Source organism: Bacteroides sp. L10-4, assembly GCF_013373675.1.
Taxonomy (GTDB): Bacteria; Bacteroidota; Bacteroidia; order Bacteroidales; family Bacteroidaceae; genus Bacteroides; species Bacteroides muris.
In genome coordinates, this window is record NZ_JABXJH010000005.1 from 1 (window position 1) to 22,721 (window position 22,721).

14 protein-coding genes, 1 tRNA gene and 1 pseudogene are annotated in these 22,721 nt (G+C 44.5%); 9 read left to right on the forward strand and 7 right to left on the reverse strand.

The features are described from left to right. Window positions 1–177 precede the first annotated feature (177 nt). The 4 genes from HU824_RS02910 to HU824_RS02925 are packed head-to-tail and all read left to right on the forward strand — an operon-like array spanning window position 178 to window position 7,609. Complete coding sequence (locus tag HU824_RS02910) at window positions 178–3,162, forward strand: TonB-dependent receptor (protein WP_176468034.1); 2,985 nt, start codon at window positions 178–180, stop codon at window positions 3,160–3,162. An 18-nt stretch (window positions 3,163–3,180) separates the two neighbouring features. Next, complete coding sequence (locus HU824_RS02915; RefSeq protein WP_136009714.1) at window positions 3,181–4,707, forward strand: RagB/SusD family nutrient uptake outer membrane protein; 1,527 nt, start codon at window positions 3,181–3,183, stop codon at window positions 4,705–4,707. A gap of 31 nt (window positions 4,708–4,738) precedes the next feature. Next, complete coding sequence (locus tag HU824_RS02920) at window positions 4,739–6,250, forward strand: glycoside hydrolase family 30 beta sandwich domain-containing protein (protein WP_136009713.1); 1,512 nt, start codon at window positions 4,739–4,741, stop codon at window positions 6,248–6,250. Window positions 6,251–6,277: 27 nt separating this feature from the next. Then, the gene (locus tag HU824_RS02925) at window positions 6,278–7,609 is read left to right on the forward strand and encodes a DUF5125 domain-containing protein (protein ID WP_136009712.1); all 1,332 of its coding nucleotides are present in this window, start codon (window positions 6,278–6,280) and stop codon (window positions 7,607–7,609) included. Window positions 7,610–7,697: 88 nt separating this feature from the next. Here HU824_RS02925 and HU824_RS02930 read toward each other — a convergent pair whose 3' ends face one another. Both HU824_RS02930 and HU824_RS02935 read right to left on the reverse strand, forming a co-directional pair. Continuing rightward, window positions 7,698–8,042 (reverse strand): hypothetical protein, encoded by a 345-nt coding sequence (locus HU824_RS02930; protein ID WP_136009711.1) that lies wholly within the window; start codon window positions 8,040–8,042, stop codon window positions 7,698–7,700. Further along, the gene (locus HU824_RS02935; RefSeq protein ID WP_136009710.1) at window positions 8,039–8,347 is read right to left on the reverse strand and encodes a septum formation initiator family protein; all 309 of its coding nucleotides are present in this window, start codon (window positions 8,345–8,347) and stop codon (window positions 8,039–8,041) included. The genes HU824_RS02930 and HU824_RS02935 overlap by 4 nt, the downstream gene beginning before the upstream one ends. A gap of 141 nt (window positions 8,348–8,488) precedes the next feature. Here HU824_RS02935 and HU824_RS02940 point away from each other — a divergent pair, with 141 nt between their 5' ends. From HU824_RS02940 to HU824_RS02950, 3 genes and pseudogenes are all read left to right on the forward strand, one after another. Next, the gene (locus tag HU824_RS02940) at window positions 8,489–10,303 is read left to right on the forward strand and encodes a DNA polymerase III subunit gamma/tau (protein WP_136009709.1); all 1,815 of its coding nucleotides are present in this window, start codon (window positions 8,489–8,491) and stop codon (window positions 10,301–10,303) included. 165 nt (window positions 10,304–10,468) lie between these two features. Continuing rightward, window positions 10,469–10,657 (forward strand): annotated as a pseudogene (locus HU824_RS02945) (ATP-binding protein); the annotation flags it as partial. Between the two features lie 467 nt (window positions 10,658–11,124). Further along, window positions 11,125–11,295 (forward strand): DUF362 domain-containing protein, encoded by a 171-nt coding sequence (locus HU824_RS02950; protein WP_005834872.1) that lies wholly within the window; start codon window positions 11,125–11,127, stop codon window positions 11,293–11,295. A 336-nt stretch (window positions 11,296–11,631) separates the two neighbouring features. Here HU824_RS02950 and HU824_RS02955 read toward each other — a convergent pair whose 3' ends face one another. From HU824_RS02955 to HU824_RS02970, 4 genes are all read right to left on the reverse strand, one after another. Then, window positions 11,632–12,825 carry a pyridoxal phosphate-dependent aminotransferase gene (locus tag HU824_RS02955; protein ID WP_176468035.1) on the reverse strand — a complete coding sequence of 398 codons (1,194 nt, stop codon included), beginning with the start codon at window positions 12,823–12,825 and terminating at the stop codon, window positions 11,632–11,634. An 81-nt stretch (window positions 12,826–12,906) separates the two neighbouring features. Further along, window positions 12,907–14,121, reverse strand: a complete 1,215-nt coding sequence (locus tag HU824_RS02960; RefSeq protein WP_136009707.1) for a bifunctional 3,4-dihydroxy-2-butanone-4-phosphate synthase/GTP cyclohydrolase II — start codon at window positions 14,119–14,121, stop codon at window positions 12,907–12,909. A gap of 14 nt (window positions 14,122–14,135) precedes the next feature. After that, window positions 14,136–16,037 (reverse strand): LptF/LptG family permease, encoded by a 1,902-nt coding sequence (locus HU824_RS02965; RefSeq protein ID WP_136009706.1) that lies wholly within the window; start codon window positions 16,035–16,037, stop codon window positions 14,136–14,138. Between the two features lie 76 nt (window positions 16,038–16,113). Beyond that, window positions 16,114–16,500 (reverse strand): START-like domain-containing protein, encoded by a 387-nt coding sequence (locus tag HU824_RS02970; RefSeq protein ID WP_136009705.1) that lies wholly within the window; start codon window positions 16,498–16,500, stop codon window positions 16,114–16,116. A 256-nt stretch (window positions 16,501–16,756) separates the two neighbouring features. Between HU824_RS02970 and HU824_RS02975 the strand changes: the two genes are divergently transcribed. Together HU824_RS02975 and HU824_RS02980 are read left to right on the forward strand one after the other, a co-directional pair. Further along, window positions 16,757–16,830 (forward strand) — tRNA-Met (locus HU824_RS02975). A gap of 149 nt (window positions 16,831–16,979) precedes the next feature. Continuing rightward, window positions 16,980–20,960 carry a two-component regulator propeller domain-containing protein gene (locus tag HU824_RS02980; protein ID WP_176468036.1) on the forward strand — a complete coding sequence of 1,327 codons (3,981 nt, stop codon included), beginning with the start codon at window positions 16,980–16,982 and terminating at the stop codon, window positions 20,958–20,960. Window positions 20,961–21,542: 582 nt separating this feature from the next. Here the strand turns inward: HU824_RS02980 and HU824_RS02985 are convergent. Further along, window positions 21,543–22,712 (reverse strand): metallophosphoesterase, encoded by a 1,170-nt coding sequence (locus HU824_RS02985; RefSeq protein ID WP_176468037.1) that lies wholly within the window; start codon window positions 22,710–22,712, stop codon window positions 21,543–21,545. Between the last annotated feature and the right edge of the window lie 9 nt (window positions 22,713–22,721).

The following is a 22,721-nucleotide window of genomic DNA, read 5'->3' on the forward strand; positions in this document are numbered from 1 at the left end:
TCCACGCTTTACATTCTATCGCTGACACGGCCTGGAAAAACGGACAATCCCCTCTTAAAGCTATATTGGCGCTCGTCTAAACTGACGGGCTAATTCTTCGTATCCTTTGTTCTCGCTGAATAGTTACTATTAGAACATACTTTTCTAAAATAAATTAAATCTTTTAATTAAAGTACTATGAGAATGATTACAAGAAATCTTCTTACGCGGAGTTACAAGCTCCTTCTGACATTACTCGTACTGCTAATGTCAACAAATGCATTTGCCCAACGATTGACAGCTACGGGTAAAGTAGTAGATGCCGCAGGCCTGGAGGTCATTGGCGCATCTGTATTGGAAAAGGGAACAACCAACGGTGTTGTTACCAATCTGGATGGGGAGTTTTCCCTGAGTGTAGGACAGAATGCCACACTGGTAATATCCTTCATCGGCTACAAAACGATAGAGGTAAAAGCAGCCACCAACATGAATATCACATTGCAGGAAGACAACGAACTGCTTGACGAAGTGGTAGTCATCGGTTATGGGAGTGTGAAGCGTAAAGATGTAACCACTGCCGTATCCACGGTTTCTACAAAAGATTTGGACCAACGGCCCATAGTGTCGGCAGCCCAAGCCCTGCAAGGTAAAGCAGCCGGTGTGTCGGTTATGCAACCCAGCGGTGAACCGGGCGGAGGCATGAGTATCCGCGTACGTGGTACCACCTCATTCAACGGTAGTAACGACCCACTCTACGTAGTGGATGGTGTGCCCGTGGACAACATCAACTTTCTCTCTCCCAACGACATTGAAAGTCTCTCTATCCTAAAGGATGCCTCATCGGCAGCCATCTATGGTTCACGTGCAGCCAACGGTGTGGTACTAATTACGACCAAAACCGGAACAGAAGGCAATGCCAAAGTGGCACTGAACGTACAATATGGTATGACAAAAGTAGCCAAAAGCATGGATGCCCTGAATACAGAACAGTACCGTGAGTTACAGGAAGAAATCGGGGCTGTCAACCCCACGGCTCTTGAAGGTTTAACAGACCAGACAGATTGGTTTGATGAAGTTTACAAAACCGGACAGACCCAAAACTACCAAGTAGCTGTATCTAATGGAAACGAAAAGATGAAATACTTTCTCTCTGCTGGTTATCTGAATGAAAGAGGTATTCTAGAAGGTACATACTTCAAACGATATAGCTTCCGTGCCAATATCGACAACCAAATACGCAGCTGGCTGAATGTAAGTGCCAATATCTCCTACTCCGACAATATCGGAAACACCGGCATCATTTCTGGTACGGGTGCCAACCGTGGCGGTGTAGTCCTCTCAGTTATCAACACACCGACCTATGCTCCTATTTGGGACCTTGAAAAGCCGAATCAATACAATAAGAACTTCTATGGGGTAAATATCATGAATCCGATGGAAAACCTGGCCCGCCAGAAAAACAACAAGAACAAGGAGAACCGCCTCATTGCATCCGGATCTGCTACCGTCAGCTTTCTGCCCAACCTAAAGTTGAAATCATCTGTAGCCCTAGACCGTCGCAACGGGGTAAACACCACATTCCTCAATCCAATATCGACCACCGACGGGCGCAACAGCTTCGGTACAGCCTCTGACAACCGGAATATGAATACCGTATTGGTTTTCGATAATATACTGACTTACAACACCAATATCAAGAAGCACGGCATTGATATAATGGCTGGTTCTTCCTATACCCAATCGGACTATACCAACAGCTGGATAAACGGCTCACACTTTCGAAACGATAAAATACAGACTCTGAATGCCGCCAATAAAATTTCATGGGACGGTACCGGAACAGGAGCTTCACAGTGGGCTATCTCTTCCTATTTCGCCCGCGTGTCCTACAATTATGACAGCAAGTACATGCTTACCATGAACATGCGTGCCGACGGTTCATCCAAACTGCATCCCGACCATCGTTGGGGCATTTTCCCGTCCTTTTCAGCTGCTTGGCGCATTTCATCAGAAAAATTCATGAAAGACATTACTTGGATTGATGACTTGAAGCTCCGCGGCGGCTGGGGACAGACCGGTAACCAAAGCGGCATAGGTGATTACTCGTATCTGCAACGTTATAACATCAACCGCATACCATGGTTTGAAGAAGGCAACGACCATGCAGTTCCCGGTATCAGCCAAGCCAACCTAAGAACAAGTGACCTGAAATGGGAAACCACCAACCAAACCAACATCGGTCTTGACTTAACTGTACTGAACAATAGACTGACCTTCAGCATGGATTATTATTACAAAAAGACAACAGACATGTTAATGAATGTAAGTCTGCCTGCAGGTGCAGCAGCAACCACCAGCATCACCCGTAACGAAGGCGAGATGACCAACAAAGGATTTGAATTCTCCATAAACTCCCACAACCTTACCGGCGAGTTCTCCTGGGATACAGACTTCAACATTTCTTTCAATAAGAACAAGCTGACCAAGCTCTCGTTGCAGAAAATCTATACAGCAGCAAGCAGTGCCGAGGTGGTGAAAGAGAATATCGTACGCAATGAACCCGGACGTCCTTTGGGTGGTTTCTACGGTTACATCAGCGACGGCGTAGACCCTGAAACTGGTAACTTGATTTATCGCGACCTTAACGAAGACGGTAAGATTTCCACTTCCGACCGTACCTATATCGGTGACCCGAATCCTGACTTCATCTACGGATTGACAAATACCTTTACGTGGAAAGACCTCAGCCTGAGCATCTTTATCCAAGGAAGCTATGGAAACGACATCTTCAATGTGTCCCGTATGGAAACTGAGGGTATGTATGACGGTAAAAACCAGTCAACGGAAGTATTGAAACGCTGGAGAATACCCGGACAGATTACGAATGTCCCAAAAGCCAACTTCAACATCAAGAACTCCACTTATTTTGTAGAAGACGGCAGCTACCTGCGTGTCAAAGACATTTCACTCTCTTACAACATCCGTTGCCGCCAATTCAAGAAATGGGGTATCAGCCGCGTACAGCCTTACTTTACCGCCAGCAATTTGCTGACCTGGACTAGCTATTCAGGCATGGACCCCGAAGTGAACCAATATGGCAACAGCGGTTCTGTACAGGGCATCGACTATGGAACTTACCCGCAGAGCAAATCATTCGTTTTCGGTATCAATGTTGAATTTTAAAAAAGGGAGAAATAACTTATGAAATTAAAGCATATATATAAAAGTATAGCTTGCGGTATATTGTTGGCAATGACCGCAACCTCGTGTGACTTGGACTACAATCCGGTAGACACCTACTCGGATGTAACGGAAGGAGTGGACAAAGCAGATGAAAAACCTATTTTCAACAGTGTACAAGATGTGGAAACCTCAATGGTAACCCTTCACAAAAAATTCCGCGACCAGCAGGAACACTGGTATGTCGACAAACTGCTTATCGGTGATGCCCATTCCGACAATGCATATGCCGGAACAACGGGTGCAGAAGTAGTACCTTACGAAACCAATTCCATTGAAGGATCCAATTCCGTACTAAAACGTGACTGGGACCGTTTTCTGGGTGATATTGCCACAGCCAACCGCATCATCATAGGTTGTAATCAGCTCAAGGCCCTCAGTGAAAGCGAACGCGGTAAATATCAGTCACAAGCCAAAATATTCCGTGCCATGGTCATGTTCGATATGGTACGCTTATGGGGCAACTTCCCGGTTATCACTACTGTGGGCGGTGACATCACCGAAGACAACGTAGAAGAGATGTATCCGACCTACTTCCCTCCACAGAACACAGCAGAAGAAGCTTACACCCAAATAGAGAAAGACTTGACTGAAGCAGTGGAAAACCCCAACACCCCGACAAACGATGCATCCGACAAAAGCATACTTACCAAATCGGTGGCACGTGCCATGCTAGCCAAAGTCTATGCAGAAAAACCTCTACGCGATTATGCAAAGGTTATCAAGTACGCTAATGAACTGGCTGCCGACGGTTTTGACCTTGTGGAAGACTTCAGCGACCTTTGGGCTTATGATACAGAAAAAAAAGACTGCCGGGTACGCAATACCAAGGAGGCAATTCTCGAAGCTCATTTTCCTCCCGGTTCCGGTAACTGGTGTACTTGGATGTTCGGCCGCAACTTGAGCAACTGGGATGAAAGTTTCACCTGGGCCAAATGGATTACCCCTTCCCGTGACCTTATCCGCCTTTATGAGGAACAAGGAGACACGAAACGTTACAATGAATCAGTTGTATGGTACGACTGCGGATGGAGCAACTATTATCCGGCAGACCATTATGCCTTCATGTACAAATGCCGCTCTGCGTTCAACAACATCATTTATCTGAGATACGCCGACATCTTACTTCTTAAGGCTGAAGCCAAGATTATGGGAGAAACTCCCGACCTGAACGGTGCAGCCGACATTATCGACCTCATCCGCAATCGTGCCGGACTGGGCAAACTTCCACCAAGCACCCGCAATAGTAAAGAAGCATTGCTCCAAGCTTATATGGACGAACGCCGTATGGAACTAGCCTTTGAGGGACAACGCTGGTACGACCTTTGCCGTCTCAACAAAGTTGAAGAAGTGATGAACGCTGTTTATGCCAAAGACAATGGTCGCCATGCACAAGAAAATCTATTCAATGAAAATTCTTATCTGCTGGCTATCCCTCAGGGTGCCATCGACCAAAACGGGAACTTGATACAGAACCCGGGGTATTAATATTAATGAGTAATATAAAAATCAATCAAATATGAATTTAAGAAATATATTCACTACCGCATTAGGCAGCTTCACCATACTGGCAGCCTGTGGCAATGACAATGACAATAACATCACCCCTACACCCGAACCCAAGCCGGACCAACCCACGGAAGAGGCAAAGGATGTTACCCTTTACGTAACGAACACCAGCCGTACTTATGATTTGACAAAGTCCGGGTTGACCTTCGGCACCGGAAGCAACATGTCACCTTCTACCGTGACACTCAACCCTGCCACCCGCTATCAGGAAATGGACGGTTTCGGTGCAGCCATCACCGGCTCCACCGGCTACAACCTGATGCAGATGACACAAGAGAACCGCACGAAGTTCCTGACAGAAACCTTCTCGGACAAAGAAGGTTACGGATTCAGCTATGTACGTATTGCCATCGGTTGTTCCGACTTCTCATTCAGTGAATTCACTTGCTGTGACGAAAAGGGACTTGAGCACTTTGCCCTACCGATGGAAGACACCAAATATGTAATTCCTATATTGAAGGAAATTCTGGCAATCAATCCTGCCGTCAAAGTGATTGCCGCTCCTTGGACATGTCCAAAGTGGATGAAAGTGAAAAGCTTGGAAGAACGTATACCTTTTGACTCATGGACCAGCGGACAGTTGAACCCCGAATATTACAGAACATATGGCGACTACTTCGTAAAATGGATACAAGCTTTCGAAAAGGAAGGAATCAAAATTCACGCTGTGACTCCGCAGAACGAACCGCTGAATCACGGTAACTCGGCATCCCTGTTTATGGGATGGGAAGAAGCCCGTGACTTCATCAAGACCGGCCTGGGTCCTGCCTTCAAAGAAGCCGGAGTTGCCGCAAAGATTTATGTTTTCGACCATAACTACAACTACGACAATCTGACCGACCAAAAGAGTTACCCCACCAAAATTTATGACGATGCAGAAGCCTCACAATATATTGCGGGCGCTGCCTACCATAATTATGGCGGTAACCGTTCTGAGCTGCTGAATATCCATAAACTCTACCCCAACAAGGAGCTGCTTTTTACGGAAACCTCCATCGGTACTTGGAACTCTGGCCGCGATTTGGAAACACGCCTGCTTAATGATATGGAAGAAATTACATTGGGAACAGCTAACAACTGGTGCCGCGGTGCCATTGTGTGGAATCTGGTACTGGACAGCGACCTGGGACCGGTAAGTCCTTCAAACGGCTCTTGCAAGACCTGCTATGGTGCAGTGGATATTGACAATACAAACTATTCCAAAATTGTCCGCAACTCCCACTACTACCTTATCGGTCACATGTCTTCAGTTGTAAAACCGGGCGCTGTACGTATCGGAACAACTGGTTACACAGCCAACGGCATCACCTACTCCGCCTTCGAGAATACGGATGGTACCTATGCATTCGTATTAGCCAACAACAATGCAGAGGACAAACGAATCACCGTAAGCGACGGCACACACTACTTCTCCTACGAAGTTCCGGCCAAAGCAATCATTTCTTACCGTTGGAAAAAATAAAACTAATAATTTAAATAGAAGATTATAATGAAAAGCTTAAAATACTATCTAATGGCAATGGTAGGCATAACCATGCTGAATGCTTGCAGCGATGACAATCCGGTTCCCGGCAACCCGACAATGAACTTTCAAGCAGAACCTTCTTCAGCCTTGTTCGGAGACAGCCTGCCTTTTACAATCAAGGCATCGGACGCAGATGTACCTCTTTCCACGTTAAAAGCGCGGTTATACTTCAGCGACGAAATGGTGTCAGAGACTGTAATCCGTACAAAAGTGAACGGTCAAGACTATACCGGAAAAATCTTTGTTCCCTACCTGACAAATATTCCCAACGGAACGGCCACACTGAAGTTCATTCTGCAGAACACCAATTTCACAATTACAGAGAAAAGTTATGATGTGGCGCTGAGCCGTCCAGACTTCCCTTACCTGACTCTAGTTTCAGGAGACCAGGAATACCGCATGGAAAAAGTCGCAGCCAATCAGTATAGCGTGACCGGTGAATTTGCACAAAAAGTGAAAGGTTACATCAAAGCTCCTAAAGTAGGCGCCAACGGGAATGAAATCAACTTCGGATGGAGCAACGGCGCCATTGCACAAGGTACCTCCAGTGAAATTACCTTCTCCAACCTGTCAGCTGGAGAATATTCCATATCCTTCAATACGTTGACTTATGCAGCCGCTCCTTTTGTAAAGCTACTGCTGAACGGTTCTGAAATGGAGATGGTGGATGATGACCATTACAGCATCGATCTCAATCTGAAGCAAGGAGACAATATCACTACAAACATTCCCAACTTCGACCAATACTGGATAGACCCCGACTTTTTCGAAAAAGATGAAGACGGTTCGCTAAAGTTCCTGTCCATTGATGGAACTTATCGCGTCATTGCCAACCTGGCCCTAAATTATCTGGAAGTATTGAAAATGAACGGAACAAGCACCGACTCTCTGAACGGTGACGGAACTGGTGCCCTCTGGATTATTGGTGACGGTATCGGTAAACCCTCCGTAACAACCAATGCCGTAGGTTGGACTACAGAAAAAGGGCTCTGCATGTCACAGATTGAAGCGAAGAAGTATCAAGTAACAGTAGTAGCGGGAGAGCAGATCAAATCTGATAACATCAACTTCAAATTCTTCCACCAACAAGGTTGGGGAGGTGAATATAAGAATGACGCCTTGTCCACCACCAGTGACCTTGTATTTATAGGTGACGGTGCCAATGGACGTGATGCCGGCAACTTGGGCCTTGTAGAAGGCAAAAGCTTGGAAAACGGTGTCACTTACCGGTTCACAGTTGACGTAACGGCAGGTGTCTCTTCAGCAGTTTTGACAGTAGAAAAGGTAGAAAGATAGACGAATAACGCTGAAGAATAGCAGAAAAAGGGCTGGCTCTATAAAAGAGTTCAGCCCCTCTTGCTTATGCTGAATATATGGCTTTGGATTAATCCAACCCTTCCTTCGCTTCTTCCTGCGGAATGCGCACCGAGGTATAAAGTTCAAGAAGAGCAGCTATCGTCAGAGACACAATCCATTCATTGCCCCTTGTAAAGAGCATGAACGCCCCCGTAAGTACCAGCAAAAGCGCACCGAATATTTGCTGCCGGCGCAAACGTTTGACTATGGAACTTCTGCACTTGGACGGAGAATTGATTTGGGCCAAAGCAACCATCGTAGCACCGATAGTATATATATAAGGTGAAAGAGGCCATCCCGTGATATAAACGGTAGCTCCTGCCAAGAGCATCACGGCCCCTACTGCAAAAAGGGCGGATATCAGTTGTTTCATTTTTCTAAATCTTCTTCAAATACATAAATATCCTCATTGGGCTTTTTCATCAGATACTTCTCACGGGCAATCTGTTCGATGGCACCGGAGTCAACGGCAAGCTCATTGAGTCGTTCGGTATTCTCTTCATATTCCTTACGGTACTTTTCTATTTCATCGCGCAGGCGGCTTTCTTCCCGGGCATAACCCAGACGGCGTACCACGCTATTCTCGTCCAGAAACCCGATAATTACAGCAAACAACGCAAGCGTAATCAGATATTTATGCTTGCGGACAAAAGACCAAAGAGAAGCAAGTTTATCCATCTCGTCATCTACTATTTAGCAATTTATCATTCATGATGGAGCTTCCCATCATATAACTTCACGTCACAAAGATAAGAGGAATAACCGAAAGATTTCTTTTTTTTGTGTACATTTGCACAAAAAGCAAAGAATATCCCGAATATGGAAAACTATATTGTATCTGCACGGAAATATCGTCCCTCGACCTTTGAGTCTGTAGTAGGCCAACGTGCACTGACCACTACCTTGAAGAATGCCATTTCCACCGGAAAACTGGCGCATGCCTATCTTTTTTGCGGCCCGAGAGGCGTGGGAAAAACAACTTGCGCCCGTATCTTTGCTAAAACAATCAACTGCATGAGTCCCACAGCAGACGGTGAGGCATGCAACCAGTGTGAATCCTGTACTGCTTTCAATGAGCAGCGCTCCTACAATATCCATGAGCTGGATGCCGCCTCAAACAACTCTGTCGATGACATCCGCCAATTGGTGGAGCAGGTACGCATACCACCTCAGATAGGTAAATACAAAGTATATATTATTGATGAGGTACATATGTTGTCCGCCTCGGCTTTCAATGCTTTCCTTAAAACACTGGAAGAGCCTCCACGCCATGCCATATTCATCCTTGCCACTACCGAGAAACACAAGATACTGCCCACCATCCTTTCACGCTGCCAAATATATGATTTCAGCCGGATTGGCGTGGAAGATACTGTAGCACACCTCGCATACGTCGCCTCCAAAGAAGGCATCACTGCTGAGCCGGAAGCATTGAATGTAATAGCCCTCAAAGCAGACGGCGGTATGCGCGACGCACTATCCATCTTCGACCAAGTGGTAAGCTTCACCGGAGGACATATCACCTATAAAAGTGTGATTGAAAACCTCAATGTACTGGACTATGAATACTACTTCAAACTAACCGGATTCTTTCTCGAGAACAAAATCAGTAACGCGTTGCTATTACTGAACGATGTGCTCAACAAAGGCTTCGACGGCAGCCACTTCATCACCGGACTTTCATCCCACCTACGTGACTTGCTTGTCAGCAAAGACCCGGCGACACTGCCACTGCTTGAAGTGGGCGCAAGCATACGCGAACGTTATCAGGCACAGGCACAGCAATGTCCCCTCCCCTTTCTTTACCGTGCCATGAAGCTCTGCAACGATTGTGACCTGAACTACCGTGCCAGTAAAAACAAACGGCTACTAGTAGAGCTCACTCTGATACAAGTGACACAACTGACCGTCGAGGGGGAAGACGATGCCAATGGGCGCAGCCCTAAGCAAGTTATAAAACCTATATTCACGCAGCCTGCCGTCGCTCAGCAGCCACAGGCCACTACTGCCATGCCCCAACAAACCGCACAGCCGGCAGTACAAACAAGCAGCACTACCCAACCTGCTGCTACACAGCAGGGTAATGCAACAACTCCACATACTACACCTACTGCCGTATTAATGGCGCAAGGGAGAGAAGAGAAAAAAATCCCGGTCATGAAAATGTCCGGATTAGGGGTGTCCATCAAACGCCCCCATATAGAAGAAGAACAAAAAACCCCTTCATCTAACTCTACTGCCGCCCACCAAGCAGCACAACCGGAAGAAGACTACATCTTCAATGAAAGAGATTTGAATTATTACTGGCAGGAGTATGCCGGACGTATGCCCAAGGAGCAAGTAGCCATAGCCAAACGCATGCAAAACATGCGCATCACGTTAATAAATGACACAACTTTTGAAGCCGTGGTAGACAATGAAATCGTTGCCAAGGAATTTACCAGCATGATACCCACTCTGCAAAATTACCTACGTACCCGGCTAAAGAACCGCAAAATCACCATGATTGTCCGGATTAGTGCTCCTGCTGAAAAGGTACGTGCCTATGGGCGCGTTGAAAAATTCCAGATGATGGCACAAAAGAATAGCGCCCTGTTACAACTAAAAGAGGAGTTTGGGTTGGAACTGTACTAATCCCTTCCAATCGTCTCATAAAGTTGCTAACAAATTGATTATAAAGAATAAAACATCCATCTATTTTTTTACTCGTTTATATTTATTTTCGCAGGCAATAAACAAAAGAGGCAAACAAGCATTTTGAGAACGGTTATATGGAGCTATTGAGACAGAGGCTGACGGTCACGTCTACAGCAAATCCAGATTAACCTACTGATAAATGCTACCAAATTCACCCTGCAAGGCAACATTGTACTAAAGCTGGAAAAAGAAACGGACAACACCGTACTATTCACGGTAACAGATACCGGTTGCCACATTCCCAAAGACAAGCAAGCCAATATTTTCCAACGTTTTGAAAAGTTGAATAAGAGAACCTGCTACGTATATATCTTGCTTCTCCAGCCGGTATCCCAAAATTGGAAATCTATATCAGGAAGGAATCAGCTACTTGAATAAGGCTTTTGAACTGACTGGTCTGCCTCCCTTGCCACTCAGATTGATCTATCGACAAAAGCTTTCAAAGGTATCTGTCAAACCGAAAATGCCGAAGAAAGAGAAATCGCAGTGATTACTTTTACCTATCCTACTCTTTCTTAAAAGCTGAAAACCGGTTTAAGTTCCAGCTAAATCCAATAATATCAGAACAATCCATTTACAAAAAGTTCAAAAACAAACATTTTTCAGTCTCTGCGGTATACTATGCCGCTTTCTTGAATTCTTATTTAGACGATATACAAATTATACGTTTTTTAGTCAAGATTGATAGCAACTAATAAAGAAAACCACTATTTTTGCCGAACGAATTAGTACTAATAATAATTTAAATCTAAAAGAAAATGGCTTACGTAATTAGTGATGATTGTATTGCTTGCGGAACTTGTATCGACGAGTGTCCGGTTGGCGCTATCTCTGAAGGTGATATCTATCATATCGACCCCGAGACTTGCACAGAGTGTGGTACTTGTGCAGATGTTTGTCCTTCTGAAGCAATTCATCCGGGAGAATAATACAATCCCAGTATCAAAAACAAAAGCGTGGGCAGATAAATTGCCTGCGCTTTTTTTATATCCCCACGTAGGATTCAGTAGTCTCCCCCCTCATAGTTATTTTCTACATACGGATAATACGTTAGTTCACAGATATGAACACTTTGTTCCATCAGTAGAAAATAAAATGTTCGTGCAGTATGGAACAAGGTGTTTATACGACATGAAACAAAATGTTTACTTAAATGAAACTGAGTGTTCGCCATAACAAAACGAACAGTTCGCTTTGATGAAACGAACTGTTCGTGACAGCATGACAGATGTCTTGCTAAAATAAGTTTGTAGAAGAAGCTAGAATCACTTCAGATTAGCCAGTGCCTCTTTTATACGACGAATAGCTTCAACTATATTTTCATCGCTGGTTGCATAACTCATCCGAATGCATTCGGGAGCTCCGAAAGAGGCACCACCTACACAAGCCACATGAGCTACTTCCAACAGATACATGGCCAAATCATCCGAATCATTGATTTTACGTTCACCGGCAGATTTGCCAAAGAATGAATCACATTTAGGGAACAGATAGAAAGCGCCTTCCGGTACATTCACCTCAAAACCAGGAACTTCCTTAGCCAACTTTACAATCAAATCACGACGACGCTCGAAAGCCTTACGCATTTTTTCCACCGGAGCTTGTGTACCCGTATAAGCAGCCTCAGCAGCCTTCTGAGATACAGAACAAGGACCGGAAGTATACTGTCCCTGCAATTTATTGCAAGCCTTCACAAGCCATTCCGGACCTGCAATGAAACCGATACGCCAACCGGTCATTGCATATGCTTTGGAAACACCATTCACAATGACCGTACGCTCTTTCATTTCGGGGAATTGCGCTATACTCTGATGCTCGCCGATATAATTGATGTGTTCGTAAATCTCATCAGCAATCACAACAACCTGAGGATACTTTGCCAATACTGCGGCCAGGCCTGCCAACTCCTCCTTGCTGTACACCGAACCCGTAGGATTAGAAGGAGAACAAAGAATCAGCACCTTTGTCTTCGGGCTGATGGCAGCCTCCAGTTGTGCAGGTGTTATCTTAAAGTCCTGGTCGATACCTGCTGGTACGATAACCGGTGTACCCTCGGCCAATTTTACCATTTCCGGATAACTGACCCAATAGGGAGCAGGTACAATTACTTCGTCACCCGGATTCACCAATACCAGAATTGCATTGCAAACCGACTGCTTGGCACCATTGGCGCAAGAAATTTGTGCGGCGGTATATTCCAGACCGTTTTCCTTCTTCAACTTCTCTACAATTGCATTACGCAAGGCAGGATAACCCGGCACCGGAGAATAGCGAGAAAAGTTATCGTCTATCGCCTTTTTCGCAGCCTCTTTAATGTGGTCGGGAGTATTGAAGTCCGGTTCTCCCACACTCAGGTTAATTACGTCTACGCCTTGAGCCTTCAGCTCTGCGCTCTTTTGAGACATAGCCAGTGTCGCAGAAGGCGACAAACTGTTTAAACGATCTGATAATTGATTCATTTTGTTACTATTTAATGATTGTTACGCAAATCCGGTTGCAAAATAAGCGATTTTCTTTGATATAAGAAAACAAAAAGACAGTTACTTATTGAAATGGAGTGTATGTCCCATACGTTCCTTCTTGGTACGGAGGTAACGCTCGTTGTATGGATTCGGAGTAATCTCGATAGCAACGTTCTCCGTTATTTCCAAACCGTAAGCCTCCAAGCCCACGCGTTTCACGGGATTATTGGTCATCAGCCGCATTTTGTGTACTCCTATCTCACGAAGAATCTGGGCACCTACACCATAATCACGTTCATCCACCAGATGTCCCAAGCAAATATTAGCTTCTACAGTATCCATGCCTTCTTCCTGCAATTTATAGGCTTTCATTTTTTCCATCAAGCCAATGCCGCGACCTTCCTGATTCAGATACACGATTACTCCCTTACCTGCTTTCTCTATCATTTCCATTGCCTTATGCAACTGCTCGCCGCAATCGCAACGCTTGGAACCAAAAATATCTCCCGTTGCACACGAAGAGTGTACACGTACCAGAATCGGTTCATCCTGTTCCCACGTACCTTTAAACAAGGCAACATGTTCCAAGCCGTTCGATTTCTGGCAGAAAGGAATCAAACGGAAATGACCGTGGTCTGTAGGCATATCTACTTCCACACCTTTTTCCACAATAGATTCCTGCTTCAAACGGTAGGCAATCAGGTCACGGATAGAAATCAACTTCAATCCAAATTCATCCGCCATCCGTCGCAACTCGGGCAAGCGTGCCATTGTCCCGTCGTCATTCATTATCTCCATAAGAGCACCGGCCGGATAAAGCCCAGCCAGACGAGCCATATCAATAGTCGCTTCCGTATGTCCTGCACGACGCAACACACCTTTCTCCTGGGCATACAACGGATTAATGTGACCGGGACGTCCGAAAGTTGCCGGAGTAGAAGCCGGATCGGCCAACGCCTGGATAGTAGCAGCACGATCTGCCGCAGAAACACCTGTACTACAACCTTCCAGCTTGTCAATGGTCACCGTGAAAGGAGTACCCAGTACAGAAGTGTTATCCGATACCTGATGCGGTAAATCCAACTCACGGCAACGCGAAACGGTAACAGGTGCACAGAGTACGCCACGGGCATGTTTCAACATAAAGTTTACTTTCTCCGGTGTAATCTTTTCAGCTGCAATTATCAAATCACCCTCATTCTCACGGTCCTCATCATCCACAACAATCACAAATTCACCGGCTTTGAAGTCTTCAATGGCCTCTTCTATCGTATTCAACTTTACATTTTCCATAATCTATTTTGTTTTTATTTATTCTGATCTCTTTCTATGATTCCAATCACATCTTCATTCGTCTTGATAATCCGCTCCATATCCTTATTCAAACGGATACGGAATGCCCATATACGGAAATAAAAGAACAAGCCTATCGGGAGAACAACTCCGCAAAGCAGGTTCGGCCAATAATTGCGGAACGGGCGGACATGCGCACGGACCGGAATGACTGGATAAGTGTTCAGTGCAGTCAACAGAGTGACAGACTTTGTGTTAGACAATTCATCTATCAGGTTTTCCAGACGTTCGTTAATACCCTCCATTGCCTCATCCTGGTTATCAGTCATCCACAATCTAAAATAATTTGGAGCACGTTTCAGACCTTTCTTATCGGCATATTCACGGCAGTCGGCTGACAAAGCCTTCAATTCTTCCGGAATGCGTGCATAGTCAGGGTCGTGAATGATAACTTCCTTACGGAACAGATGCCGTACGCTACGAATGCCCACAACCTTCTTGAACCAATTTATATAGGCATCGGCATTCAATACCACTGAATCATTGTTGGATTTATATGTCAGGAATGCACCCAATGGGGCTAAGACAGCAGTACTGGTCCACATACCCATCCAGACCACCCACTGTCCGTCACGGGCCATTTTATACCCTGTATTGTTAATGATGTAATAGATAATAAAAATCAATACAGAAACCACCACCGGCATTCCCAAGCCCCCTTTACGGATAATTCCTCCGAGTGGTGCACCAATAAAGAAGAAGATGAGACATGCCAGAGAAAGAGTCAGTTTCTCATGCCAAGAAGTCATGTGTCGTCGAAGACTGCTTTCGGTCTGCGATATATTAAAGCTCTTAAAACTCCAGTCACTCCCCGCACTCTCTGCACGGCTAACGGCTGTGGATATAACCTTCTGTTTCTGCATCAAAGTAGCCACATTGTAGAGGCTGTCTACATTATACTCACCTAAATAAGCCTTTTCAATCTTCAATGTATCCTCTTTAGACAAGCTGGCTGTTACCTTATAAGTTCCTGCCATAGCTTCTTTATAATAACTACGCCCCACACTGTCATTCTGCAATTTCATGGAGTCAATGTCTGCCTGCAGCATTCTCATATCCTTACTGTTGGACTGATTACTCATGATGCCTGCATCCACCATATTGAAATCCGAATCGAACTCAATGATTGCATGCTTTTCGCGGAATGTCTCACGCCGGTAAGGCACATTCCTCTGGTTCATATTCTGCGATTTCAGATTTTCAAACTGCTCACCATTGTATAAATGCAAATATAAATGCTGTTTGTCAGCCGTCATCTCCAGACGTCCCGAATCAGACTTGATAACTTGAGCATTCTCAAAACCTTTCTCAAAATTATATATCAATACGTCATACAGCATACCAGTTTTGCGGTTCTTATGCTTCACATACAGATTATAACCATCTATTTCATCGTAGAACACACCTTCAGGAATATCCACTTCGGGAGATTTCTGCTTCATGGAAATAAGCAAAGTCCATAATTTTGTTTGTGCTTTTGGCCCTACGACATTTTGGAAATAGAAAGAGACACAACAAATGAAGCAAATAAAGATAATCAGTGGCCGCACGATTTTCAACAAAGAAATACCGGCCGCCTTCATGGCAAGCAATTCAAAACGTTCTCCGAAATTTCCAAAGGTGATAAGGGCAGCCAGCAGAATAGCCAGCGGCAACGACGCAGGTACCAACGAAAGCGCAGAATAAAAGAAAAACTGTGCAAGGACAGTCATCTCCAATCCTTTTCCTACCATTTCATCCACATACCTCCATAAAAACTGCATCATAAAGATGAAGAGGCAGATGAAAAAAGTACCCATAAAGAGCATGCAAAAGCTCTTCAGAACAAATATATCTAACTTTTTTATGCGCAGCATTTTACTCGTTTCATGCAATGAGAGCACAAAAGTAGTACAAAAAAGGGAGTACGGGAAATTTTTAATCTAAAGTTAACTAAAAACCACAAGTTCTTCGCAAAGTATCCACTTGTGATTCCCATAATTCACGCAAATCCCCCACTTCATTCGCATCAGCAAAATCTGTTATTTCCAACACGAAATCATTGGTCAGTTCATTGTTTGTCATTTTCAGTTCAAAGTATTCACGCCCGTTCCCATCATCCAGCCAACGAAAGCGAATGAATGAATACGCCCGCACGGCAATAATCTCGGCATCACGTTTTTCTGTTTTTCCCCAAAAAAAGGTCACTATTCTATCGTCTGACTGAACCCTATCAGCAAACCAACCCTCTAAACCTGTAGGAGTACTTATCGCTGCCCAAAGAATACTTTTAGAAGTTGCATTCAAGAGATATTCCAAATGTATTTTCTTTCTTTCCATAGTCTATTCTTCTTTTTATTGCGCCCGCCAAGATAAATACTTTTTTCTAATTACAGAATACAAATCATCAAAATTATTTATATCTTCCTTTTCACACGCCTCTAATTCATTGACAATGTGACACAAATGCTTTCAACAAAAAGCACTACCAACCACTTCAGTACTATATCATCAAAAGAAAAAGCAGAAAATATCCATAAAAGTTTTGGCAATTTAAATAAAAGCTATATCTTTGCACCCGCAATCGAGAAATAATGGCGGGATAGCTCAGCTGGTTAGAGCGCATGATTCATAATCATGAGGTCCCCGGTTCAATCCCGGGTCCCGCTACAAAGAAGATTTAGACTGTTAGGAGGCTTCCACTCTTGGCGGTCTTTTTTATTTTCAATACTCAGTTTGTGCTATGGTTTGCGCCAGCGTAAAAACATTATTTTTGCCCTTTCAAATATTCAACCTAAAAGTAAAATGCCCTTAATGTTATGAAAAAAGGTTTACTGTTATACCTGTTTCTAGTCGTATCCCTTATGCTTCAAGGAAATGTCTATTTCAAACATATAGGCAAGACAGACGGATTGCCCCAAATTTCAGTGATGTCCATTTGCCAGGATGAATTAGGGAGAATGTGGTTTGGTACCTTAGAAGGACTAGGCTGCTATGACGGCAACTCTATGACTGTCTATAAACCATCGCCAGAGCCCACTAGATTTTTTTTGGGGAATGAAATCCATAATCTTGTAAGTGACAAACAAGGAAATATCTTCTTTACTTCAGACAATGTACTCTTCCATTATGACCTTCACAAAGAGCAGTTCTCCCCTTTGCAACGGAAAGTCAACTGCCTCCATGTACAAGGCCATACCGTGTGGGCAGCAACACAAGATTCCGTCTTTAAGTGGAATCCGGCCAAAGAACAGTTCTCCTTTGTCTATCGTCTCAAACCAAACCAATATATAACCAGCCTTTATTCAGATACCAACGATTGTCTATGGCTCGGTACTTCAAGCGGGCTATACCGTATAGACAACCTAGCCAGCCCCACGACGGTATGTGTCATTGCCGAAGTCAATGTCCATTCACTTTATAGGGATACAAAAGGCAGGATGTGGGTAGCGGCATTCCGTCAAGGCATGTACAAGATAGAAAACGGAATCAGCCAGAAATTTGTCATAGAGAAGGATTTTGCATTGTCCAACAATGATGTACGGTGCTTTGTAGAGGACAATGAAGGTTCCATCTGGATAGGAACTTTCAATGGTTTGAACAAGATAGACACAGCAGGAAACGTGTCATATTATAAAAAGGATACGCAACCCGGCAACCTGAAACACTCCTCCATATTCTCACTCTATAAAGACTCGCAGGGTACCATTTGGGCAGGCACCTATTATGGGGGTGTACAGTACTTCAATCCCCAAATGAATTTCTTCAGACATTATTCCGAAAATGCTAACAGAGCAGATTGCCTCAGTTTCTTTTTTGTAGGCAATATGGTAGAAGATAAAAGGGGAGACATCTGGATTTGTACAGAAGGAGGAGGATTAAATTATTTAAACAGGAAGACAAGGCTATTTACTCACTATTTTACAGAACTTAAAACTAAAGGACTATCTTTCAACAATTTAAAATGTATAGAATATGACAAGCTTCGCGATTGTCTCTATGTAGGAACCCATAAACAAGGCTTTTTTTGTTTTGACATTCCCACAAGAAAAATAAAATATCATATGGAAGACGCCGGGACATCCCTTTCTAAAATAACCTTGCGGGGAGACAGCCTTTACATACTCTCCAGCAAAGGAATGCTTGTAAAAAACTTGCAGACCGGAACTACCGACTATCTATATCCATCCATTCAAGAAACGCACGGAGAAGGATCTTCTTTCCTGATTGATTCAAAAAAAAACATCTGGATTGCCCAACATAAGCAAATTGTTAGAATCAATATGCAAAACCCCAAGGAAAAATACATCTATAAGTATGGAGAAAAAGGTTTAGGAAAATTTCAGGTATTGGAAATGGCGGAATATCCCGACGGTACTCTATACTTGGGAACCTACGGCACAGGCCTGTATAAGTTCAATTCCAAGGAAAACTGTTTTGAACAGTGCACCGTTTCCAATATCCACTACTGCTATAACCTGTCAGTAACTCCACACGGCTATCTAGCCATTTCCAATGAAAAGGGCTTGCTCATCTATCATCCCGAGACCCTGGAAATGAGGATGATTGATGCCGAGAGCCAATTGCATTTATCAGCAATCAACGACGGATGCGGTTTATTGGTCTGCCGTAATGGAGAAACATTCGTCGGAGGCGCTTCGGGCATGACCTCCTTCATGAACACCTCCCTCCTTACGCCATTACCTCAATACAACCTGTATTTTTCATCCTTGGCGGTCAATGACAGATTAATTTCATGCGAAACGCCCAACCACATATTGGACACTGCGCTGCCTTTTGCCAACCGGATAAACCTAAAATACAATGAAAACAACATTTTAATCACTGTTGCTTCCAACAGCTATATAAACAACACCGACAGAAAAATCTACGAATATCGGCTGGAAGGTTTCAGCAAAGAGTGGAGTACCAGTTATAACCACACGATTGTATATACCAATTTAAATCCAGGCAAATACAAACTTGTCGTACGCGAAAAGCAGCAAGGTTCACTTGACGACGTACACTCCATCGAATTATCCATTGTGGTCCACTCTCCTTGGTGGGCCACCTGGCTGGCATACCTTATCTATATAAGCATCATAGCAGCCATGGTCTATATCCTCTTGAGCAACTGGCAAACCAGAATGCAGCTGCGCGCCTCGCTGGCACAGGAAAAGCTTGAAAAAGAAAAAAATGAAGAGCTCATACAGGCCAAACTCCAATTCTTTGCCAACATCTCACATGAGTTCCGTACCCCTTTGACATTGATTATTTCACAAATAGAAGCCCTGCTACAGTCCGGCAACCATTCCCCGTTCTTACGGGCGCGCCTGCAGAAAATCTATAAAAATACCTTTCAGTTCAGGGAACTGATATCCGAATTGCTTGACTTCAGAAAAATGGAACAAGGCAAGTTGCAACTACACGTATGCCAGCTTGACATTGTAGCTTATCTAAAGCAAATCCATCTGGACTTTACCGACCAAGCACTGCTGCAGAACATACATTTTGATTTTCAGACAGATACAGAAAGTCTGATGTGCTGGTGCGACGGACGACAACTGAGAAAAGTATTCTCCAACCTACTGTCAAACGCCTTCAAGCATACTCCTGAAAAAGGTAAGATAGAGTTGCAGATTCACGAAAAGGAAACAACAGTCGAAATCAAAGTAATAGATACGGGTGAAGGCATTCCACAAGAAGCGCTACCATACATTTTCGACCGTTTCTATCAAGTAGATACCGCTGTCTCCTCTCCGGGCAGCGGCATAGGGCTGGCCCTGTCAAAGGGAGTGGTGGCACTCCACCATGGTAAAATCAGCGTACAAAGCGCCCTTCAATACGGAACCATCTTCACCGTTACTTTACCCAAAGACAATCTCTTCCAAGAAGACAACTATGTAACGTTTACCACCCAAGAAACATCTGGTTATGACTATGCCGTCCCTTACGAAGAAAACACCGGGAAGGAAAACTGTATGGAAAAGACAGAAGAAGAATCCGGAACGCAAGAGAATCCCACAGACAAAGATTGCATATTAGTAGTGGAAGACAACGAAGAACTATTGCAGGCACTAACTTCTTTATTATCACCGCTATACCGGGTATCCATCGCCATAAACGGCAAAGAAGGACTGCAAAAAGCGATGGAAGAACGTCCGGAACTTATCCTGAGCGACATCATGATGCCTGAAATGTCCGGCATCGAAATGTGTTCCAAAATCAAGAACAATTTTGAACTATGCCATATCCCCGTTGTACTGCTGACGGCCTTGACTTCCGACAACAAAAAAATGGAAGGTCTGCAGTGCGGCGCTGATGACTACATCGAGAAACCTTTCAATAGCAAAATGCTGCTGGGACATATAGCCAATATCATACGCAACCGGAAACTTCTGAAACAGAAATTCGGAAAGGATATCTCTGCCGGCATCCCGGCAGAAACAGAAATACAGGCATTAGCTTTAAATCCCATTGACGCCAAATTCCTGACTAAACTGGAAGATATAGTAAAGAAGCATCTGGCCGACCCGGCTTTTGATGTCAATATGCTAGCCAAAGAATTGGCTGTAAGCCGCAGTTCACTCTACAACAAACTAAGAGCTTTAAGCTGCATGACCCCCAATGAATTTATTTTGAACAACCGTCTGAAGCTTGCCGCGGAACTGCTAAAAAGCAGTCCGGAGCTACAAATAACAGAAATAGCCTACCAGACAGGATTCAACTCGCTACGCTATTTCAGGCATTGTTTTAAAGCTCACTTCAACCAGACACCCCAAGAGTACAGAGACTGCTAAAAAATAAAGAATGTATATGGCATATTCACATTATTCTCTCCATATTTACAAATTTATCCATTATGAAAAAGAAACTACTGCTACTCGGCACTTTCTGTTTATTGGCAACCGCAACCATCCATGCACAGGAATTCCGAATACAATCCACTCCCCCAAATATATTTCCCAAGATGACTCCATCAACATTTCCCTGTAATACCAACTGCTGTCCGGTAACTCCCTGAGTACCGAAAACACGTTGTCCCTGCTCCGTTCATTAATGCCGGGAGAATTCCCTAAGGCCGATTTCCGCATATACATCGGAACCAAAGACGATAAAACGGTTAGGAACTACCGGAAGCAGATTCCACAAAAGCCGGAAGGCTATTTTTTGAAGAATGCAACAAATCCTGGGCAAATATAAAGGGAAGTTCCTTATCACCCTTAGAGAGCAACTGAATAACTGAATAAGGATATCCAAATCATGTAGAATGGCACCTATCTGAAAGTAGTCAAACAGATAGACAACCATACTCTTGCCGGGCGCTATATTCCTGAGGATTCAAATGGGGTGAACCGGATGAAGATTGTGGAATGACAGACTTACTTCTTGCTTATGGTTTTCTCCATCAGTATCTTTCCATCCACCCCTATAACTTGAAACTGCACCTTGCCTCCGTGCAGTTCCAAACGCACGGCAGAGCTTTCACCCTGCTCCAGCACGGGGAAATTATTTCCGTCCACATTCTGTTCATGGAAAAAATACCGGTGAGTATGTCCCGACACCAAGAGATCCACGTTCCCCTTGTTCAAGACAGGCAAAAACTTGCGTATAGCGTCTTCCCAGCCTACCCATTCTTTCTCGTCCTTCCATTGTTGGCTCATCACCATGGGGAAGTGGGAAATGACAATGCGGTATTTGGCCTTTTTATACTCCTTGGTATTCATCAGTTCCTTCAGCCATTCGGCCTGTTCCGTGCGATAGGCATCATAGTCGTTCAGCCCAGCATATACCCAATGGTTCTCCGCCTTGTCCTCACCGCTGTCCAGCATCACCACCATCACGTCGCCCAGCAGGCAGGAACCGTAAATCTTCCCGTTCTTCTTCGGGAAATAAGAAGAATAGGTGCGTGCCAGGTTGCCGCGTGTCTCGTGGTTGCCCCTCACCACCTCAAACGGGACGGACGATGCGAACAGCTTGACGCTGGTGTCGATGAACGAAGTGAACGGAATTTCGAACTTATCTATGTAGCTGGTCATGTCACCAGCATAGAAGAAAGCATCGCATGTCCGGTAGTCTGCCGCATGAAGCAGTTTCTCCAGTTTAGCGGCATCGAAGTGCATGTCGCTGGTGATAAAAAAAGAACCTCCCCTCTTCTGTGGGTCTATGGTAGAGAAGGTATGCCACTTCGTGGCAATACTGTCACCATATACCACCTTGTAGGGCTGAAACGAGCGCATCTCCTTGGAGATAATGCGATAGTCGTAGCTTGTGCCCAGTTTCAGATGCTCCACGCGCACCGAACTGAAGGTGTTCCAGGCCTCTTTCAGCCCGTCTTTCGAGTTGAAATGCTTCACGGCCTCAGCTTCCGGTGCATCATGCTGTTTCAGCTCCACCCAGGAGAATGCCTTCCGGGAAGTGGTGAACACGATGGTAGCTCCGTCCTGCGTCACTTCTTGCAGATAAGGGCCATGGTTTACGGTGAATGCGGTTTGGGCAGCTGCCTCCAAGAGAGAGCACCCCATGAGAATAGATAACAAGAATTTCTTCATACTGATTTT

Bases quoted from the DNA above. Each gene is read 5' to 3' on its own strand.
- HU824_RS02935 (WP_136009710.1), bottom strand. From the start codon at position 8,347: ATGGATAAACTTGCTTCTCTTTGGTCTTTTGTCCGCAAGCATAAATAT.
- HU824_RS02930 (WP_136009711.1), bottom strand. From the start codon at position 8,042: ATGAAACAACTGATATCCGCCCTTTTTGCAGTAGGGGCCGTGATGCTC.
- HU824_RS02915 (WP_136009714.1), top strand. From the start codon at position 3,181: ATGAAATTAAAGCATATATATAAAAGTATAGCTTGCGGTATATTGTTG.
- HU824_RS02970 (WP_136009705.1), bottom strand. From the start codon at position 16,500: ATGGAAAGAAAGAAAATACATTTGGAATATCTCTTGAATGCAACTTCT.
- HU824_RS02965 (WP_136009706.1), bottom strand. From the start codon at position 16,037: ATGCTGCGCATAAAAAAGTTAGATATATTTGTTCTGAAGAGCTTTTGC.
- HU824_RS02980 (WP_176468036.1), top strand. From the start codon at position 16,980: ATGAAAAAAGGTTTACTGTTATACCTGTTTCTAGTCGTATCCCTTATG.
- HU824_RS02985 (WP_176468037.1), bottom strand. From the start codon at position 22,712: ATGAAGAAATTCTTGTTATCTATTCTCATGGGGTGCTCTCTCTTGGAG.
- HU824_RS02920 (WP_136009713.1), top strand. From the start codon at position 4,739: ATGAATTTAAGAAATATATTCACTACCGCATTAGGCAGCTTCACCATA.
- HU824_RS02950 (WP_005834872.1), top strand. From the start codon at position 11,125: ATGGCTTACGTAATTAGTGATGATTGTATTGCTTGCGGAACTTGTATC.
- HU824_RS02955 (WP_176468035.1), bottom strand. From the start codon at position 12,825: ATGAATCAATTATCAGATCGTTTAAACAGTTTGTCGCCTTCTGCGACA.
- HU824_RS02960 (WP_136009707.1), bottom strand. From the start codon at position 14,121: ATGGAAAATGTAAAGTTGAATACGATAGAAGAGGCCATTGAAGACTTC.
- HU824_RS02910 (WP_176468034.1), top strand. From the start codon at position 178: ATGAGAATGATTACAAGAAATCTTCTTACGCGGAGTTACAAGCTCCTT.
- HU824_RS02940 (WP_136009709.1), top strand. From the start codon at position 8,489: ATGGAAAACTATATTGTATCTGCACGGAAATATCGTCCCTCGACCTTT.
- HU824_RS02925 (WP_136009712.1), top strand. From the start codon at position 6,278: ATGAAAAGCTTAAAATACTATCTAATGGCAATGGTAGGCATAACCATG.